This window comes from Nocardiopsis sp. KDC1DS13DA1 (assembly GCF_055632325.1).
Genome location: NZ_JBVMUY010000018.1, coordinates 20666 through 36166, shown reverse-complemented (window position 1 = coordinate 36166; position 15501 = coordinate 20666). Strand labels below are relative to the sequence as shown.

The 15501-nt window shown below is 72.6% G+C and carries 12 protein-coding genes; 6 read left to right on the top strand and 6 right to left on the bottom strand.

The features are described from left to right. Positions 1-375: 375 nt before the first annotated feature. Complete coding sequence (pcrA, locus tag ACTVAJ_RS13795) at positions 376-2766, bottom strand: DNA helicase PcrA (RefSeq protein WP_470388524.1); 2391 nt, start codon at positions 2764-2766, stop codon at positions 376-378. Between the two features lie 224 nt (positions 2767-2990). On the opposite strand from pcrA, the gene ACTVAJ_RS13790 reads away from it, so the two are divergent. Next, on the top strand, positions 2991-3920 hold the full coding sequence (locus tag ACTVAJ_RS13790) for a nucleoside hydrolase (protein ID WP_470388523.1): 930 nt from the start codon (positions 2991-2993) through the stop codon (positions 3918-3920). A gap of 88 nt (positions 3921-4008) precedes the next feature. On the opposite strand, the gene ACTVAJ_RS13785 is transcribed toward ACTVAJ_RS13790, so the two are convergent. Together ACTVAJ_RS13785 and ACTVAJ_RS13780 are read right to left on the bottom strand one after the other, a co-directional pair. Further along, positions 4009-4680, bottom strand: a complete 672-nt coding sequence (locus ACTVAJ_RS13785) for a response regulator (protein ID WP_470388522.1) — start codon at positions 4678-4680, stop codon at positions 4009-4011. Between the two features lie 90 nt (positions 4681-4770). Further along, a complete protein-coding gene (locus tag ACTVAJ_RS13780; RefSeq protein WP_470388521.1) occupies positions 4771-5988 on the bottom strand; it encodes an ATP-binding protein in 1218 nt (405 codons plus the stop codon). A gap of 217 nt (positions 5989-6205) precedes the next feature. Between ACTVAJ_RS13780 and ACTVAJ_RS13775 the strand changes: the two genes are divergently transcribed. Both ACTVAJ_RS13775 and ACTVAJ_RS13770 read left to right on the top strand, forming a co-directional pair. Continuing rightward, positions 6206-7591: a PspC domain-containing protein gene (locus tag ACTVAJ_RS13775; protein ID WP_470388520.1), complete on the top strand. Its 1386-nt coding sequence runs from the start codon at positions 6206-6208 to the stop codon at positions 7589-7591. Continuing rightward, positions 7578-7790 (top strand): hypothetical protein, encoded by a 213-nt coding sequence (locus ACTVAJ_RS13770; protein ID WP_470388519.1) that lies wholly within the window; start codon positions 7578-7580, stop codon positions 7788-7790. The genes ACTVAJ_RS13775 and ACTVAJ_RS13770 overlap by 14 nt, the downstream gene beginning before the upstream one ends. A gap of 63 nt (positions 7791-7853) precedes the next feature. On the opposite strand, the gene rsmA is transcribed toward ACTVAJ_RS13770, so the two are convergent. Both rsmA and ACTVAJ_RS13760 read right to left on the bottom strand, forming a co-directional pair. Then, positions 7854-8750, bottom strand: coding sequence for a 16S rRNA (adenine(1518)-N(6)/adenine(1519)-N(6))-dimethyltransferase RsmA (gene rsmA / locus ACTVAJ_RS13765; protein ID WP_470388518.1), 897 nt, complete (start codon positions 8748-8750; stop codon positions 7854-7856). Positions 8751-8777: 27 nt separating this feature from the next. Continuing rightward, a complete protein-coding gene (locus ACTVAJ_RS13760; protein ID WP_470388517.1) occupies positions 8778-9932 on the bottom strand; it encodes a ubiquitin-like domain-containing protein in 1155 nt (384 codons plus the stop codon). Positions 9933-10342: 410 nt separating this feature from the next. Between ACTVAJ_RS13760 and ACTVAJ_RS13755 the strand changes: the two genes are divergently transcribed. The 3 genes from ACTVAJ_RS13755 to ACTVAJ_RS13745 all read left to right on the top strand — a co-directional run bounded on the left by ACTVAJ_RS13755 (position 10343) and on the right by ACTVAJ_RS13745 (position 14703). Continuing rightward, complete coding sequence (locus tag ACTVAJ_RS13755) at positions 10343-11437, top strand: CaiB/BaiF CoA transferase family protein (RefSeq protein WP_470388516.1); 1095 nt, start codon at positions 10343-10345, stop codon at positions 11435-11437. Between the two features lie 221 nt (positions 11438-11658). Beyond that, a complete protein-coding gene (locus tag ACTVAJ_RS13750; protein WP_470388528.1) occupies positions 11659-13866 on the top strand; it encodes a hypothetical protein in 2208 nt (735 codons plus the stop codon). 483 nt (positions 13867-14349) lie between these two features. Further along, positions 14350-14703, top strand: coding sequence for an STAS domain-containing protein (locus tag ACTVAJ_RS13745; RefSeq protein WP_470388527.1), 354 nt, complete (start codon positions 14350-14352; stop codon positions 14701-14703). Here ACTVAJ_RS13745 and ACTVAJ_RS13740 read toward each other — a convergent pair. Then, on the bottom strand, positions 14700-15410 hold the full coding sequence (locus ACTVAJ_RS13740; RefSeq protein ID WP_470388515.1) for a M50 family metallopeptidase: 711 nt from the start codon (positions 15408-15410) through the stop codon (positions 14700-14702). The two genes, ACTVAJ_RS13745 and ACTVAJ_RS13740, sit on opposite strands and share 4 nt — an antisense overlap. Positions 15411-15501: the final 91 nt, after the last annotated feature.

Sequence of the window (15501 nt, the reverse complement as noted above, 5' to 3'; positions counted from 1 at the left end):
GGTGTTCCGTGTCCCGCCAAATCGGCGGTTTCGGATCAACCGAACGGGGTAAAGCGCCCGTTTTCCTGCTTCTGTCTCTTCGCGAATTTCTCCGCTCCGAGGCAACTCCCCGATCGTACATGCTCCGAGCGACTGCTCGAACCACGGGCGATGGGATCGAAAGGATGACGTCGAGTCGTCCGGTTAATCCCGGGGATGGACCGGCACGTCCGCGAAGATGTCGCGTCCGGTTCGCTCGGTCGTCCCCAACTCTACCCCCGCGGGGGAGTGTTCGTGACACGTTTCCACGAACATGGCGGTGTCGTGTCCTCCATCTGACCCGGCGCGGGCAGGGACCGGCTCCGGCCGCGGGTTCGCGGACCCGCGGCCCACCGACTACAGCTTCTCGATCGGGGCGTACTTGACCAGGAAGTCGCGCTCCCCGATGTCCGCGCCGAAGTCGATCCGCGCCTTGGTCTTGTCACCCGTGCCCTCGACCAGCTGGACGCGGCCCATCCCGAACGAGTCGTGGTTGACCAGGTCCCCCACGCTCAGCGTCGGAGCCTCCTTCTTCGGTGCCCCGCCCGCGCCGCGCGACGTCGCGCCACCGCCGAATCCGGCACCGCCCGCGCGGCCGCCGCCGAGCCCTCCGGAGCCCCACGGGGAACCGCCGATACTCCGGCTCGGCGGAGCGGCCAGGGTCGACTCCGCCCGGCGCCAGTCCACGAGCGACGACGGGATCTCGTCGATGAACCGGGACGCCGGGTTGTACGAGGGCGTTCCCCAGGCACTGCGCACGGCGGCACGGCTCACGTACAGGAGCTGCTGGGCACGGGTGAGCCCGACGTAGGCGAGCCGCCGCTCCTCCTCCAGCTCCTGCTTGTCCCCGAGTGTGCGCATGTGCGGGAAGATCCCGTCCTCCATGCCGGTCAGGAACACCACCGGGAACTCCAAGCCCTTGGCGGCGTGCAGCGTCATCAGCGTGACCACGCCCCCCTCGTCGTCCGCGTCGGGGATCTGGTCGGTGTCGGCGACCAACGAGATCCGCTCCAGGAAGTCGACGAGCGTCGGCTCCCCCGGCTCCACGACCCCGGCCCCGTCCGTCTCCTCCAGGGGCTCGCCGACGTCCTGCGGCTCCTCCTCCAGCAGGGCCGCGAAGGTGTGCTCGAACTCGCGGGCCAGGTCCACGAACTCCTCCAGGTTCTCCACCCGGCTCTCGTCCTGGATGTCCTTGGACTCGGTGAGTTCGGACAGGTAACCCGTCCTGCTCAGCACCGCCTCGACGATCTCGGCCGGCGTGCTCGTCGGAACGATCTCGGCCAGCTCGTCCAGCAGCGCGGTGAACGACCCGACCGCGCGCGCCGACCGGGTGGCGATGCCGGGGATCTCCTCCACCCGCCGCAGCGCCCGGGCGAACGAGATCCGCTCCCGCGCCGCGAAGAGCTCGACCGCCTCCTCCGCGCGCGCCCCGATGCCGCGCTTGGGCACGTTGAGGATCCGCCGCAGACTGACGGTGTCCTCCGGGTTGGCCAGCACACGGAGGTAGGCCAGGATGTCCCGGATCTCCTTGCGCTCGTAGAAGCGCACACCGCCGACGATCTTGTACGGCAGCCCCGTCCGGATGAACACGTCCTCGAACACGCGGGACTGCGCGTTGGTCCGGTAGAAGACCGCCACCTGTCCCGGCGTGACCGTCCCGTCGTCCGTGAGCTTGTCGATCTCACCCACGACGAACCCGGCCTCGTCGTGCTCGTTGTCGGCGACGTAGCCCGTGATCGCGGGTCCCTCGCCCTTCTCCGACCAGAGGTTCTTGGCCGGGCGGCCCTCGTTCCGGTCGATGACGGCGTTGGCCGCCGACAGGATGGTCTGGGTGGAGCGGTAGTTCTGCTCCAGCAGGATGGTCCGGGCGTCGGGGAAGTCGCGCTCGAACTCCAGGATGTTGCGGATGGTCGCGCCGCGGAACGCGTAGATCGACTGGTCCGCGTCACCGACCACGCACAGCTCGGCGGGCGGGACCCCGCCCGCCGCCGGGTCCCCCGACCCGGAACCGTCCGGGCCGGCCGCCCCGACCAGCTCGCGGACGAACACGTACTGCGCGTGGTTGGTGTCCTGGTACTCGTCGACCATCACGTGCCGGAAGCGGCGCCGGTAGTACTCCGCCACGTCCGGATACATCTGGAACAGGTTGACCGTGAGCATGATCAGGTCGTCGAAGTCCATGGCGCCCGCCTCGTGCAAGCGGCGCTGGTACAGCTGGTAGGCCTCGGCGAGCTTCTTCTCCTGCTCGCTCTGCGCCTGTTCGGCGAAGGTGTCGTAGTCGACGAGTTCGTTCTTGAGGTTGGACACCTGGGCGGAGAAGGACTTGGGCGGGAACCGCTTGGGGTCCAGGTCCATCTCCTTGCAGACCAGCTGCATGAGACGCGCGGCGTCGGCGGAGTCGTAGATCGTGAAGCCGCTCGGGTAGCCGAGCCGGTGCCCCTCCCGGCGCAGGATCCGCACGCACGCCGAGTGGAAGGTCATCGTCCACATGGTGTTGGCCGCCCGGGTGCCGAGCAGCGCCTCGATGCGCCCCCTCATCTCGGCTGCGGCCTTGTTGGTGAAGGTGATGGCGAGGATCTCGCCGGGCCGTACCCCGCGTTCGGCCATGAGGTGGGCGACGCGGTGCGTGAGGACACGGGTCTTGCCCGAACCGGCACCCGCCACGATCAGGAGCGGGGCGCCGCTGTGGGTGACCGCCTCGCGCTGGGGACCGTTCAGACCTTCGAGGAGCTGTTCTTGGGAGGACACGATTACCAGGTTACGGCTCCCGTGCGACACCGGTGCCGCTCCGTCACCTCCCCCGCCGACGGCTCGGCCCACCGTCGCGCCCGTGCCCTGGTCGGGCGGCACGGGCGCCCCGACCAGCGGATTCCCCGACGCTGACGGTCCCATGAGGACCCATGGTCGATTTAGGCTGTTCTGGTACGGGTCCCTTCCGGGACCGTTCGACGTTTCGGGGGAGTTCCTTGACCATGCGTGTGTTCGTCGACTGTGACCCTGGCATCGATGACGCCGTCGCACTCGCCTACCTCGCCGCCCGGCCCGAGGTGGAGATCGCCGGTATCGGCGCGGTGTTCGGCAACAACAGCGTGGACGTCACAGCGGACAACGCGCTGCGGCTGCTCGACCTGTACGGGCGCCCCGGCGTGCCCGTGGCCGTCGGCGCGGCGCGTCCGCTGGTCCAGGCTCCGCGCCTGGCCGAGCACGTGCACGGGAGCAACGGCCTCGGCGATGTCGAGCTGCCCGCCCCGACCGGTAAGCCGGTGGCCGAGTCCGCCGCCGAACTGCTGGTGCGGCTGGTCCGCCAGTCGCCCGGAGAGATCGACGTTCTGGCCGTGGGCCCGCTGACCAACCTGGCGATCGCCCTGGGTATGGAGCCGGAGCTGCCCAGGCTGGTGCGCCGCCTGGTGGTGATGGGCGGGGCCGTCCGCGTACCGGGCAACGTCGCCTCCCACGTCGAGGCCAACATCAACAACGATCCCGAGGCCGCGGAGGCGGTGTTCGCCGCCGGGTTCGACCTGGACCTGATCGCGCTGGACATCACCATGAAGACGGTCGCCACCCCGGAGTGGCTGGCGGAGCTCAAGGAGGTCCGCGGCGAGCGGGCCGAGCGCACCTCGGCCTTCCTCGACTTCTACGCGGAGTTCTACACGGGGATCTTCGGCGTGCGCCAGTGCGCGATGCACGACCCGCTGGCCGCCGCCGTCCTGGTCGACCCCCACCTGGTGGCGGAGTCCTTCCAGGCCCCGCTGCGGGTGGAGCTCTCCGGTGACCTGACCCGGGGGATGACCGTCGCCGACCTGCGCCCGAGTCCCTCGTCGGACGACCGCCGCCCGGCACGCGTGATCACCGAGGTCGCCGAGGCCGAGTTCCTCGGCCGGATGCTCGACGCCCTGCGCTGACCAGGGGCGCGCCCCGGCGCGTCCGGCGGCCGTCACCCCGTGCGGGTGGCGGCCGTCGTGCGTGACGGTCCCACGGAGCGACCGGAGGTCAGACCAGTCTGCGCGCGGTCGCCCACCGGCTCAGCTCGTGCCGGTTGGACAGCTGGAGCTTGCGCAGCACGGAGGACACGTGGGTCTCCACGGTCTTGACCGAGATGAACAGCTCCTTGGCCACCTCCTTGTAGGCGTAGCCGCGGGCGATGTGACGCAGGACCTCGCGCTCGCGCTGGGTGAGCCGGTCCAGTTCCGGGTCGACCGGCGGCGCGTCGGTGGCGGAGAACGCGTCCAGGACGAAGCCGGCCAGCCTCGGCGAGAAGACCGCGTCGCCGTCGGCCACCCGCACGATGGCCTGAGCCAGGTCCCGGCCGGAGATGGTCTTGGTGACGTAGCCGCGCGCGCCGCCCCGCACGACCCCGATCACGTCCTCGGCCGCGTCGGAGACCGACAGGGCCAGGAAGCGGATCTGCGGGTGCTGGGCCAGGACGCGGCGCAGGACCTCGACTCCCCCGCCACCGGGCAGGTGGACGTCCAGGAGGACGAGGTCGGGGAGCCGCTCGCCGATGACGTGCACCGCGCTGTCGACGTCCCCGGCCTCCCCGACGACCTCGACGGCGTCGCCGAGCTCGCCGCGCACACCGCTGCGGAACAGCCGGTGGTCGTCCACGATCACGACGCGCGGAACCGCGTCACCGTCACTGAAGCTCGTGCTCTCGTCTGCCACATCCTGGACTCTATCCAGCACCTTCGGCCTCCGGGTACCCGTGTTCGGCGGGTGTCCGCATCCGGTCGTGTCCACAATCGGTTCCGGAAACTAGTACTGCGGGATTCTGGGCATGCGCAACTGCACCTCCGTACCCTCACCGGGGGCGGTGCGGATCCTGGCCGAGCCGCCGTGGCGCTCCATGCGGCCGATGATGGATCCGCGCACACCCATGCGGTCCTCGGGCACGCCGTCGAGGTCGAACCCGGCGCCGCGGTCGCGGACGAAGACCAGGACCTCCTCCCGGTCGACCTCCCCGAACACCGACAGGGTGTCGCATCCGGCGTACTTGGAGGCGTTGACCATGGCCTCCCGGGCCGCGCGGAGCATCGCGCCGAGCGCGTCGTCGATGGGGCAGTCGCCCACGCAGACCACCTCGATCGGGACGCCGTGCTCCTCCTCGACCTCGGCGGCGACGCGTTCCAGGCCGGGTGAGACGGTGGTCTCGGCGTCGGCGGGGCGCTGGTAGAGCCAGCTGCGCAGCGCCCGCTCCTGGACGCGGGCCAGGCGCTGGACCTCGCGGGGGTCCTCGGCCCTGCGCTGGATGAGGGTCAGGGTGTGCAGGACGGAGTCGTGGATGTGCGCGGCCAGTTCGGCGCGTTCGGCGTTGCGGATGCGTTCGCGGCGCTCCTGGTCGCGGTCGCGGATCAGGCCGATGATCCACGGGGCGACGACCAGCGAGATTCCCGCGAGCAGGGTGAAGGCGAAGGTGAGTCCGGCGCGGGCGTCCTGGAGCTGCTGTTGGAAGACGAGGAAGCCGATGACCCCGACGACGATGAGCAGGATGCCCGCGCCCGTGCGCATGAGCCCCTTGCCCCCCGCGCGGTGCACGGTCGTGGACATCCACTCGTCGCGCTGGGCGGGGTTGGCCTGCTGCCACAGGATGATGGCGCCGAGCGCGCCGAAGACGACGAACCACAGGAGCGGGTCGAAGACACCGCCGAAGACCAGGAAGAGCGTGCCCAGTCCGACGCCGAGGCCGACGTAGGCCAGGAGCTGGGACACGTCGCGGCCCTTGCGGAGCACCCCCGCCCGGCCCTGCTCCGGGACCGTCCCCTCCCCGTCCCCCGCCTCCTCCTTGGGTACGAGGAAGAACAGGGCCGCGTAGACCGCGACGCCGATACCGCCGACGGCCAGGGCCATGAAGGCGAGTCGGACCACGACGGGGTCGACCCCCAGGTGCCGGGCGAGCCCGGCGGCGACGCCGCCGAGGAGTCGGCCGTCCGCCGCGCGGGTGAGCCGCGGCGCCTCGGCCACCGTTCCTGCCACCGCCCGATCACCGCTTCCGTCCGCGTGCGGCGCGGATCCGCGCCGCCCTTCGTTTCCCGTGTGACAAGCATGCACGCTGGGCCGGGGGTGGCACCATCGGGTGGCTCCCCCGGACGGGCCCGGGTGGCGGTCAGGGTGGGCTCAGGGTCGTCCCGGATTCCGCCGACCAGGGCGTTCGGGGGACGATGGGGGCATGAGGAGGGTGCGGTGATCGACGATGACTGAGGGTCCGGGGACGGAGGCGCCTCCGCTGGTCCCCGAGCGGGAGCTGCGCAAGGGCGAGGACCGTGTGCTCGCGGGCGTGTGCACCGGGCTCGGGCGTTACACGGACACGGATCCGATCGTGTGGCGCACCGCGTTCACGCTGACGGCGTTCGCCGGGGCGACCGGCCTGCTCCTCTACGTCGGCGCCTGGATGCTCATGCGCGACGACCAGGGCGGTCCGGCGACCTTCGAGCAGATGCTGGACCGGAGCATCCCGTCGCGGGCGGTGGTGAAGCTGCTGGCGGTCGGCCTGGCGGCCGCCACGGCGCTGAGCCTGGTCGGCGGGTTCGGCTGGACGACCCTGATCCTGGCCACCCCGCTCATCCTGGGACTGCTGGCCGCGCGGAACCGGGGGGTGGACCTGCGGGCGAGTTTCGCGGAACTGCGCGACGAGCTGCGGCGGCGGCAGCCGCCGCCGACCACCCCCGCCCCGGAGCCGACACCCGCCTACTACAACCCCGCGCAGCCCTGGGCCTCGGCCCCGCAGGGCCCGGTGGACCTGGCGGTGGTGGCCGAGCGCACCGCCGGGGCGGTCGACGGACCGCGGGCACCGGACCCGGACGGGGATGACGGCCCGGCACCTCCCGGGGCCGAGCCCCGGGAGCCCGGGGAGCCCGGGGAGCCCCCCTCCGGGAAGGAGTCCTGTCGCGACGGGGCACCGCTGGCCTCCCTCGCCCTGTGGACGGTCCTCGGCCTCACCGTGGCCGCGACGGTCGCGGTCAGGGGCTGGGACTCGTCACTGTGGGGCAGGGAGACCGCCGAGCTCGTGTTCGGTCCGAAGACCGGGGTCTTCTTCCTTGCCGGAGCACTGGCGGTCGTGGGGGTGTACGCCCTGGTCGGCACGTGGGCCGGCCGGAGCCGCGGTCTGATGGCGCTGGGTCTGGTCCTGGCGCTGGCGGCGACCGCCTCGGTGACGACCGACCTGACGCGGATGCGCGTGGGCGGTGTCACGTGGCGGCCGGCGACGGTCGCCGAGGCCGAGTCGGGTGACTACCGGTTGACGGCGGGGGCGGCGACGCTCGACCTCACCGGTCTGGCGGACCTGGGGCCCGGCGACACGCTCGATGTGGCCGTCCGGGTGAACGGGGTGACGACGCTGCTCCTGCCCGAGGACGCGCGCGTGGAGGTGGAGTCACGCCTGGGGGTGGGCGCGGTGGACCTGGAGAACGGTGGGAGCAACGAGGACCTGGTCGGGGCGCCGCTCCGGCACCGGGAGGTGCTCCCACCGGTCACGGCGGACGGAAGTGCCGGAAACGGCGACGGTGCCGAGGCTCCGTCGATCAGCGTGAACACCGACGCACTGGTCGGGGTTGTGGAGGTACGGCATGGCGAGGCGTAGGACGGACTGGGGGTCGTTCGTCGCGGGCCTGCTGTTCCTGGGGCTGGCACTGGCGTTCGTCGTCCGGGGCACGGGCGACTGGGAGTTCAACGTGGTCTGGGTGCTGCCCGTCCTGGCGGCGGGGTTGGGTGTGGCCGGTGTGGCGCGTGCGCTGACGCGGTCACGCCGCAACGGTGACCGCGCCCGGCCTCGGGGGTAGCCCGTCCCGTCGGCAGGCCCCGGGAGGATCCGCCCCGGGTCGGAGACCGCGGGCAACCGCCCCTCAGCCCCTCGGCCGGTGCTCCGCGATGGCGGCGAACTCCTCGATCCCGAGCGACTCGCCCCGCGCGGTGGGGGCGACCCCCGCGGCGCGCAGGGCCTCCTCCGCGGCGGGCGCCGAACCGGCCCACCCGGCCAGCGCGGCGCGCAGGGTCTTGCGGCGCTGGGCGAAGGCGGCGTCGATGACCCCGAAGACCTCCGCGCGGGTGGCCTCGGTGGCGGGGGGCGGGCGGCGGATCAGTTCGACCAGTCCTGAGTCGACGTTGGGCGCGGGCCAGAAGACGTTGCGCCCGACCGCCCCCGCCCGCCTGGCCGCGGCGTACCAGGCGATCTTGGCCGAGGGGACGCCGTAGATCCGACCGCCGGGGGTCGCGGTGATCCGGTCGGCGACCTCCGCCTGCACCATGACCAGGACCCGTTCGAGTCCGGGGAGCAGATCGAGCAGGTGCAGCAGCACCGGCACGGACACGTTGTAGGGCAGGTTGGCCACGAGCGCGGTGGGTGCGGGGCCGGGGACCCGCGCGATCCGCATGGCGTCGCCCGGGACGACGCGCAGCCGGTCGGCGAGGCCGGGGGCGTGCTCGGCGACGGTGCCGGGCAGCGCCTCGGCCAGGGTCGGGTCGATCTCGATCGCGGTCACCTGGCGCACGTGCGGCAGCAGGGCCAGGGTGAGCGAGCCGAGGCCCGGCCCGACCTCGACGACCACGTCGTCGGCGGTGACCCCCGCGACCCTGACGATCCGTCGGACGGTGCCGTGGTCGATGACGAAGTTCTGGCCCAGCGTCTTGGTGGGCCGGATGCCGAACCGTTCGGCGAGCGCGCGCACGTCGGCGGGCGTCAGCAGTCGGGACTGCTCGGACGGGTCGGTCGGATCGGGTGCGGGTGTCTGTGTCACCCCCACATCTTGCCATTGCCCGGGCACCGGAACTCAGTCGAACAACCGTGCTCCGCAGTGCGGCCACTGGCTCCGCCAGTTCCCGCCGACGCCGGTGTACAGCTGCTGGGCGCGCCGGGTCTGCTCCGCCGCGCTGGCCTGCGAGGGCAGCCCGGTCCCGCCGACCGAGCTCCAGCTGCCGGGGCTGAACTGGTAGAGGCCGTAGTAGCCCGCGGGGTTGACGGCCGAGGGGTCGCCGCCCGACTCGCACTCGGCGAGCGCGGCCCAGTTGAGTCCGGCCGCCGGTCCGCCGCCGGCCGCGTCCGTCTCGGGCTCCCTGGTGCCGACGCGGACGAGCCCGTCGACGGGCTCGGTGACGATCGTCTCGGACAGCTCGTGCTCGGTCTCCCGGCCGTCGCGCAGGACGGTGGCGGTGACGACCTCCCTGAGCCCGTCGACCGGTGGGGTGACCACCTCGCGTTCGCCCCGGGGCAGGTCGGGGTCCTCCTCCTCGACGGTCCGCGCCTCGATGACGGCCTCCTCCGTGACGGGCTCCCCGATGACCGGAAGGATCCGGACGACCATGTCGGGTTCGGCGGGCGCGTCGGGGGCCGGGGTGAGGACGTCGTGCCCGCCCGGCGTGACCCCGGCAGCGTCGAGGACGTCGGCGACGGTCGCGCCGTCGGTGCGCACCTCGGTCCGCACGGTGTCGTACATCACCACCATGCGCGGGGCGCGGGCGGCGCTGACCGTGAGCCCGTCGCCGGTCAGGGGGGTGTCGCGCCCCCGGGAGAGTTCGACGGCCTCGGGGTCCAGGCCGATCTGCGGGAGGGCCTCCCCGAGGGTGGCGGCGTGCACGCTGTGGTCGAGCACGTGGCCGTCGAGTTCGACGGTGAGGTCGCGGGGCGAACGCACGACGACGTGCTCGCCGTCGGCGACCGGCGCGTCGGGGTCGGGGGCGACGACGTCCTCCCCGGTGAGGGTGATCCCTGCGGCGTCGAGGACGTCGGCCACGGTCCCGCCGAAGGTGTGGACCGTGCGCTCCGCGCCGTTGGCGTCGAGGACGACACCGCGGTGCGCGGCGAGGGCGGTTCCTCCGGCGGTGGCCGCCAGGAGTGCGGCGACCGCCGCCGCGACGAGGGGGAGGGGCCGGGCGCGGCGACGCCCGCCCCGGGTGCCACGGGAGGAATTCCTCGGGGCACGGCTCATGGTGGATTCACCCTTTTCCTGAGGGAGGGAACGGTTCGCCGCCATCCAAGACACCGCCCGGACGGACGGTCAGCGCAACGGTTCGCCCACGCCGCCGCTGAACGGAATACGGGGGTTCACACTGGTGGCGGCGGATTGTGGACATCACGGAAAAACCGTGTGGAATACCAGCGGCACCCTTTTCCCAGCGGACGCCGACACATTAACATCCATTGAAGAATCCGTTGTTGTGCTTGACCGAAATTCGCCCGAGGGGGCGCGGAACAGCGGATGGCCGATCGGACGGCGCACCATCCCGCCGCCCCCGTGTGGCACCCCGGCCGTCGAGGCTGCACAATGAACCGAACGTCGTTCTAGTCGAATGGGCGCCCCCGCCCGCGCACAGTCCACCCAGGTTCAGGAGGCCATCCATGGGACCCCTCAACGGAATCCGTGTCGTCGAGTTCACCGGGATCGGACCCGCACCCATGGCCGGAATGCTCCTCGCGGACCTGGGGGCCAGCGTCATCCGCCTCGACCGGCCCGCCGCCGCGGACGCGATGCGTTCCGGGGCGAGCGGCCCGCACATGAGCGAGGGGCGCACCGTCCTGGGCGCCGACCTCAAGTCGGACGAGGGCCGCGGCCTCGCGCTCGACCTCGTCGCGCGCGCCGACGTCCTCCTGGAGGGTTTCCGCCCCGGGGTCATGGAGCGGCTCGGCCTCGACCCCGACACGTGCCTGGAGCGCAACCCGCGCCTGGTCTACGCCCGGGTGACCGGCTGGGGGCAGGACGGTCCCCTCGCGCACACCGCCGGACACGACATGAACTACGTCGCCGTCAACGGCGCGCTGCACTCCATCGGCCGCGCGGACGGCCCGCCGGTCCCCCCGATCAACCTGCTGGGGGACTTCGCGGGCGGCACGATGTTCGCGGTCACGGGCATCCTCAGCGCCCTGGTCGAGCGCCAGGGCTCGGACCGCGGCCAGGTGGTGGACGCCGCGATGGTCGACGGCAGTTCACTGCTGATGTCGATGGTGCACGAGGACCGCGCCCGCGGGTCCTGGAGCGACGAGCGCGGCACCAACTACCTCGACACGGGCGCCCCCTGGTACGACGTGTACGAGTGTGCCGACGGCCGCCACCTGTCGGTGGCGTGCATCGAACCGCAGTTCTACTCGGCCTTCCTCGAGGGCACCGGCCTGACGGACGAGAACCTGCCCCACCAGTGGGACCGCCAGGGGTGGCCGCGGTTGCGCGAGCGGTTCGCCGAGGTCCTGCGCCGCCGTACCCGCGACGAGTGGGGTGCGGTCTTCGAGGGCACCGACGCGTGCGTGATGCCGGTCCTGTCACTGGCGGAGGCCCCCGACCACCCGCACGTGCGGGACCGCGGAACGCTCACCCGCGACGGCGACCGCGTGGTCTCCGGGCCCGCGCCCCGGTTCGGCCGCACCCCCGGCCGCGTCACCCGGGCGAGGAAGCTGCCGGACCCGGCCCAGACGCTCAAGGAGTGGGGCCTGGAGGACTGAGCCGACCCGGCGCGCGGGCGCGGGCGGACACGTCCCCGCGCCCGGGCGCCGGGTCCCCCACCGCGAAGCCGCCGGTCACTAGGGTGGTCGACCGGACGAGAGGGGCAGCCGTGGCAGGAAGTCGAGGGGCGGGCGCCCCGTCCGCGGATCGGGGCCACAACGCCCGCCCGAGGGTACCCGCGCTCCTCGCGGCCCTCCTCACCGTCGCGGCGACGGCCCTGGTGCTCACGGCACCGACCGCCTCCGCCGACACGCGCGACTCCGGGGGCGCCCCTCCCGCCACGGCGGACGGCGGCCCCGTGGTCCTGGTGGGGGTACCGGGCCTGCTGTGGCGGGACATCACTCCCGAGTCCACACCGGCCCTCTGGGACCTGGCCGGACGGACCTCGATCGGCAACGTGTCCATCCGCACGGCCACCTCCCGTACGTGCCCCACCGACGGCTGGCTCTCCGTGTCGTCGGGGCAGCGGGCGCTGTCCGTACGCAAACACTTCACGGTGTGCGAGCCCGCCCCCAAACCCGAGCGTGTGGGCGTCGGGGCCCGGGTCACCGGCTTCGACACCTACGTGCGCCAGAACGCGGAGTCGGTCTTCGCCGCGCCCGTGGGCCTGCTCGGCCAGACCGTGCGCGACGCGGGCGGGACGACCCTCGCGATCGGCCCGGGCGCCGCGGTCGGCGCGGCCGACACCTCGGGGAGGGTCGACCGCTACCTCCGGGACGTGCGGGACCTGACCCCCGGCGACCTCGGCGACGCGTCCTTGGCCGTGGTCGAGCTGTCGGAGCTGACCCGCCTCTACCCCGACCCGACGCGCCCGGGTCCGCGCACCGGGCCCGCGGGCGACGACGGCGACGGCGGTGAGGAGCGCACCGACCCCGACGACGTCCCCGAGTGGGAGCGCGACGGGGCACTGGCCGAGATCGACGGCCGCGTGCGCGCGCTCACCGGACTCCTCCCCGAGGGCGCGGCCCTGATGGTGGTCGGCGTGTCCATGGACACCGGTCCCTCCGAACTCACCGTCGCCATGTCGGGCCGCGTCACCGACGAGGGGGTGGCGGGCCGGGAGGGGTTCCTGGCCTCGGAGTCGACCAGGCGGGCCGGGCTGGTGGCGCTCACCGACACCACGCCGAGCGTCATGGACGCGCTCGGCGTGGACCCGCCGGACCCCACCGGCGGCCGGGCCTGGCACACGACGGCCCGACCGGCGACGGCCGTCGCGGCGGTGGACGAACTGGTGGACTTCAACACCGCGGCCACCGTCGTGGGGACCGCGCTCCCCGGGTTCTACAGCGGCCTGGTGACCTTCCAGCTGCTCATCTACGCCGCGGCGGCCTTCGCCCTGCACCGGTACTCGGGCGGCCAGCCCGCCAAGCGCTCCCTGGTGTTCTCCGTCACACGGATCGTGGCACTGGCCGGAGCCGCGTTCCCGGTGGCCAGCTACCTCGCCAACCTGGTCCCCTGGTGGGCCTCGGCCGCCCCGTTCCTCGCCCTCCTCACCTGTGTGGTCGTCGCCGACGCGCTGGTCGTGGCGGCCGCCGTGGCCGGGCCGTGGCGGCGGTCGATCCTCGGTCCGATGACCGTGGTTGCGGGCGCGACCACGGCCGTGCTCTTCCTCGACCTGTGCTTCGGCGCCAACCTCCAGATGAACTCTCCGACGGGGTACTCGCCGATCGTCGCGGGCCGGTTCTACGGGATCGGGAACATCGCCTTCGCCACGTTCTCGACCGGGATGCTCATGGCGGTCGCGGGGATCTCGCACGCGCTCGTCACACGGGGGTGGCACCGCGCCGCCGTGGGCACCACCCTCGTCATCGGGACCGCCACGGTGCTGATCGTCGGCTGGCCCGGTCTGGGCACCGACTTCGGCGGAGTGATCGCCCTCGTTCCGGGGCTGGCCGTCACGACGATGATGATCGCGGGGGTGCGGGTCACCCCCGTGCGGATCGCCGCCGCGGGCGCGGCGGGTGTGGGGGCGATCACCGCACTGGCCTGGCTGGACCTCCAGCGCCCGGCCGAGGCGCGCAGCCACGTCGGCGCGTTCGCCGCCCAGGTGCTGGGCGGGGAGGCGGGCACGGTGCTGGTCCGCAAACTGTCGGCCATGCTCGGCACCTTCGGCAACTGGCAACTGACCCTCCTGGCGGCGTGCGCGCTGGTGTTCCTGTTCGCGGTGCTCAACCGGCCGACCAACTGGCGGATCGGCGCGCTCCAGCGGGCCTACGAGTACGCCCCGACCCTCCGGGCCGGACTGACCGGATCGCTGGTGACCGCACTGGTGGGGTTCGCGGTCAACGACTCGGGGGTGGCGATCCCGGCGATCGCGCTGACGGTGGCGGTCCCGCTGACACTGTCGGCGTGCGTGTGGGCGCTCCAGCAGGAGGATCTGGCGCCGCCGGAGCCCGTGGAACCGGCCGAAACCGCCCGGAGGGCGTGACACGCCTCCCCGGTCACAGCCGGGCGCCACCACACGGGCACGACCGTGCGTCGCTCACGTCACGAAACGGCTACGGGCCTGTGGTACAGTCCGAGGCTGGGCGGCCCTCGTCGGGACGATGATCGATGCGGCCGACCGGCCCCAGCGACCAGCCCGCTCCATCGCACGGGAGACGAGGAACCCCGCGGCGGTACCCGCCACGGCGCGGAGTCCGCCCCATCCCGACGGCGGGATCCGGTGTCCACGGAACTTTAGTCCCGTCCTCGCGCGTTCGAGGTACTGACGCGCCTTCCTGAGCAGGCCATGCGAGAAAGGCGTCCCGTCCCCGGTCCCAGCACGGGGTACCAGGCAAGGAACTTGATGAACCAGCAGCTTCGCTACCGCCGTAACGAAACGGACACACGGGGGGGCGCCCGCATCAGGGGTGGTGCGCGGCCCGCCCCGCCCACCCGTCTGGCACGGACCGAGTTCGCCGGAGTGGCAATGCCCGACCTGACCATCGTCTCCACCCTGAACGACGCCGGGCGCGTCCTGTCGCTGGACGGGGAGATCGACATGGCCACCGAGCACCGCTTCCAGGACGCGGTGATCGAGGCACTGACCACCCAGCCGTCCGGACGCGTCGTCCTGGACTGCTCGGACCTGCGTTTCATCGACTCCAGCGGGCTGCGCGTGCTCATCCGCGCGCACAAGGCCGCCCTGGAGCAGCGGGCTCTGCTGGCCATCGCCGCCCCGGCCGACCGGGTGATGCAGACCCTGCGCGTGACCGCTCTGGACACCCGGATCCCGGTCTTCGCCTCGGTCACCGAGGCGCTGTCCGCTCCGCGCTCCTCCTAGGCGAGCAGGAGCAGCCACACGCCCAGGGCGGTCACCGCGATGTTGACCAGGGCGAAGACCACCACCCACAGGGTTCCCGGCACACCGGTCAGGCGGGCCAGCTGGTCGGCGTCGGAGTGCGGGGAGGGCTGGCGCATGCGCTGGACCTGGAGTTCGAACACCGGGCGCACCCCCGCGAAGAGCAGGAACCAGATGAACAGGTAGGCGAAGGCCGCCTGGATCTCCGACGGGGTGAACCAGCTGACGCCGAACACGACGGCACCGGTACCCACGATCGACACCACGCCGTAGACGTTGCGGATCATCAGCAGCATCGCGGCGAGCACGACGATGCTCAGCCACAGCAGGGCCGTGATCCGGTCGGCCATGAGCATGAGGATGCCCAGGAGTCCGACCAGCGACGGCGCCACGTAGCCCGCGAAGACCGTGAGGATCATCCCGACGCCGGTCGGCTTGCCCCTGGAGACGGTCACGCCGGAGGTGTCGGAGTGCAGGCGGATCCCGGTGAGCTGGCGCCCGCTGAGCAGCGCCACCAGCGCGTGGCCGCCCTCGTGGGCGATCGTGACGACGTTGCGGCCCACCCGCCACGGGGGCCCGAGCAGGACGGCGGCCAGCGCCAGGACCGCGGCGGCGATGATGATCCACTGGTCGGGGGCGGGTTGGACGGACAGCACCTCACGCCACACGTCACCGAAGGTTGTTCCCACCACTGCTCCCGACTCGTCGACGCTCCGTCACGGGCCCGTGCGCAACACCTCCGACGCGGGGTCTCCTCCGGGAGGCGGCCGGACCGGGGGA

Coding starts and splice junctions, on each gene's coding strand:
- ACTVAJ_RS13775 (WP_470388520.1), top strand. CDS start 6,206: ATGACTGAGGGTCCGGGGACGGAGGCGCCTCCGCTGGTCCCCGAGCGG.
- ACTVAJ_RS13790 (WP_470388523.1), top strand. CDS start 2,991: ATGCGTGTGTTCGTCGACTGTGACCCTGGCATCGATGACGCCGTCGCA.
- ACTVAJ_RS13755 (WP_470388516.1), top strand. CDS start 10,343: ATGGGACCCCTCAACGGAATCCGTGTCGTCGAGTTCACCGGGATCGGA.
- ACTVAJ_RS13745 (WP_470388527.1), top strand. CDS start 14,350: ATGCCCGACCTGACCATCGTCTCCACCCTGAACGACGCCGGGCGCGTC.
- ACTVAJ_RS13760 (WP_470388517.1), bottom strand. CDS start 9,932: ATGAGCCGTGCCCCGAGGAATTCCTCCCGTGGCACCCGGGGCGGGCGT.
- ACTVAJ_RS13770 (WP_470388519.1), top strand. CDS start 7,578: ATGGCGAGGCGTAGGACGGACTGGGGGTCGTTCGTCGCGGGCCTGCTG.